At 40.3% G+C, this 3,395-nt stretch carries 2 protein-coding genes; both read right to left on the reverse strand.

The window, feature by feature from the left end; all coding sequences use genetic code 11:
• The coding region (locus JZO83_RS14215) for a MucBP domain-containing protein (protein ID WP_207116128.1) at positions 1–1,395 on the reverse strand (1,395 nt) is incomplete at its 3' end.
• Positions 1,396–1,415: 20 nt separating this feature from the next.
• The coding region (locus JZO83_RS14220; RefSeq protein WP_207116129.1) for a hypothetical protein at positions 1,416–3,395 on the reverse strand (1,980 nt) is incomplete at its 5' end.

Genomic DNA, 3,395 nt, shown 5'->3' on the forward strand with positions numbered 1-3,395 from the left:
CAATTCAAACAGATCACCCACATTCCCAACATCTGTAATCACTTCGCTCGTATTCAGAGAAGAATCGCCTATGAATTCATGATTTACGGTGATTGCACCTCCAGTTTGTCGCTCGTATTGGATTGTCACCGTTTGTGCTTGTTCTGTCACCGTCACTTGTGGCAACTCACCTTTTACTCGCCATCCGGCTTCTGTTCGTGGCGTCAATTCAAACCGATCGCCCACGTTTCCTACATTTGTGAATGTCTCACTTGTATTCAAAGTGGTGTCACCAATAAATTCATGATTCACCGTGATCGCTCCGCCTGTTTCACGTTCATAAGTGATCGTTACGGTTTGCGCTTGTTCTGTTACTGTCACTTGTGGCAAATCTTTTACTCGCCAACCGGCTTCTGTTCTAGGCGTCAATTCAAACCGATCGCCTACGTTTCCTACATTTGTGAATGTCTCACTTGTATTCAGAGTAGAATTGCCGATAAATTCATGATTTACTGTGATCGCTCCACCTGCTGTTGGATTCTTTGTATAAACAAACTCAACAACTCTTTCAGTCCCAGCTGTCATCTGACCAGAAGCACTTGCGCTTCCAGATGATAATCTGCTAAAGGTATATCCCGGAATGGCTGGTGGTGTATACGCATAGTTTTGTCCAACCTCCATTTGTTCTACTAACGGATCTCGGAGTTCATTACCTGCCTCATCGATATATCTCACTCTGATTGAATTTTTTGTCCGCAGTGACAATGTGCCCAAATTAAGATCAGTAAGTGTAATGCCCCCTACATTAATCGGATTGTTTCCAAAAAAATCAGCAGTTGTTGGATCAATTGCCCATGTATCTAAATAAAGCGAACTCAAGTTAAGATTGATTGAGTTAGTATGACCATTTGTAGCACTCATCTGTGTCCTAGTAACTGTCACATCAACTCTTGTAAGATTTCCCGTGGTCGGGCCAATTACCCTACTAATGGTCACTCCCGAAGGAAGATTTGTCGCAGTCACCTCACCTATGCTAAAATTACCTGACAGATTAGGTGCCTTTCCATAACGCATCTGAGTATAAAAGTAATTGGGTACAGGCGTATTTCCACTCTTACCTCCCGTAAGTGCTGGAATCCAACCACCTTGATCTGTTACAAGGGCATAGGTAGGAATATTAATCGAAAAACTTACACTATCCCCCACATTAACCCCTAAAGAACTATCTACTTGTGGTGTAGCACTGATCTGTTGAGAGATTGCGTTTTCTCCTTCGTCATACAACCATGCACGTAAGCTCTTTCCTTGATGTATCTCATCGAGCATATAATCATTAAAAGTAGCATAAACACTCACTGGAAAATACAAGAGCAACAAGATGACGCTAAATATGCTCATTAGTTTGATTTTATTCATTGAATCTCTCTCCGTATTTTTTATTTTTCAAAAGATATTTGACCTTTCAGTAGGGGCTTGCCACTGACATTATTACTCTTTGAAATTGCTTTTTGTTTGATTGAATCAAATGCTTCTTTGACGGCCGGCTGACGATTGATTCCTTTATTCTGTTCAGCAATCTGTGGATTACTTTCAGATTTTGTATTATCCGACCGATGTCTTGCGGCTTCACCTAATTGATTTTTCGTACGGTTTTCACAAGATGATTGTGATGGTGGCTCATGAATATCCGCTTTCACATGAAGTGTTTCATGAGTATTGAACGAATTCGACCGACTTGAACGATTCGATTCATTTGGGGTTTTATTTTCTGTCTCTTGACCATAGACCCATGCATATGGACTTTTTTCTAGTGATTTCGTTTCAGTACTAGCAATTTTTATTCCATCTTCTTTGAATCCAGCACTTTTTATTGAAGAATTATCATGGGTAGGTGCACGATCATCCTTATCTACTTTTTCATAGGATTTATCAAAATTCTTGTCTACCTCTATAGAATTTTTTTCGATTGTTTCTTTTTGTGTCGTCGTTTCTAATGATTGATCTTCTTTTTTATAAAACTTCCTTTGTAGTGCATGCAGTCCTTTACTCAAGGCAGTCACACCAAAGGAAACAGCAAGTGCCATTGCAATAATCGAAGTTACTTTGTACATAAACAAAGGAGTTGAGGTGGCTATCGCAAATATATATGGTGCTACTACTGGTGTCAGTGCGACACCCACCCCTGCTACAACTATCCCAACACCAAAGATGATGGCGAGAGATTTCCAATTTCTTTTAAAATAGCCCTTTACAGATTTGTCTTTTTCTGGATTTTCAGGACTAACTTTTTCTGATGAGTGATTCTGTTGTTTTGTTTTTGCCGATTCTTTCTTATGAACGTCGGGCTCTCTTTGAATCGATTTTTCTTTTGGATCAATCACTCGATCTTCTAAGTTTCTCTGTCGATTTCGTTCTGCCTGGCGATAGGTTTGTATTCTAGAACGAAGTTTACGAATATAGTTGATGAGTTTTGGCCCATAAACGGCAGTCAAAATAGTCCCGTAAATAAATAGAGTTAGTGGTAGTCCATACATAGCAAGGTAAGCTGGAACGATACCTAAAATACCAGTTACCCACATACTGATCAACGGCCAAGATGCTAATGGCAGTAAGTTCAACAAAATTCTTCCGATTTGAATAGCTCGGCTTTTTTTTGTGTGGATTTTCTTTTTTTCTGTAAGCGGTCCTGAACCTGGCAACTCTACATCGTCATCCATGAAATTGGTTTCTGTACCTTTATCCGCTTTTTCTGAAACATTCTCATTTAAACCAAAAGTATCACTACTCGCATCCATTCCAAGTTTATCTAAAGGATCATTTGCATTTTGCGACTGCTTTTTATCCATTCCTCGAGTTGCTATACTCGCTTCATCCAGTTTCGTTGGTTTCGGTTCCCCACCTTCACTCATCCGATTTCTCATTTGGCTGTTTTGAGTGTCTGAGGAAGATTCCTCTACTGGCACGTTGGAACTATCTGTTTGAGTATTTGTTTCAGGTGGTGCTTTCTCTATTGGATTAAATTTGAGTTTATCAGCTAACAATTCACTGATTTTTTTTGTGTTACCAGCAACGATACCTGTTTGATCTGTTTGAGGAGTATAGGGAGCAGTAGATTGGTTGCTTGTTTCATTTCTACGAGCTAGCTGATCGGCTGTCACAGTTTCTTCCGATTTTTGCCCATCACTACTTGTTACAGCCGGATTTTCAACTTGGGCTCGGCGTTGACGAATTGTCTTATTAGCCAAGCTATTTTGTTGCTGTAATGTTCCGTTAGATATACTAGCTTCAGTTTCTCTCCCAATTCTGGACTCGTACTGCCTTCGCATCGCTTCAACTTGACCCGTTGATTCTGGCACTGGTCGTTCGGTTGGAGGGTTACTTGCATTTTCAAACTGGTCCCTCGCTGCCTTCACTCG

It is taken from the genome of Enterococcus sp. DIV1298c, assembly GCF_017316315.1.
GTDB classification, from domain to species: Bacteria; Bacillota; Bacilli; order Lactobacillales; family Enterococcaceae; genus Enterococcus_B; species Enterococcus_B mangumiae.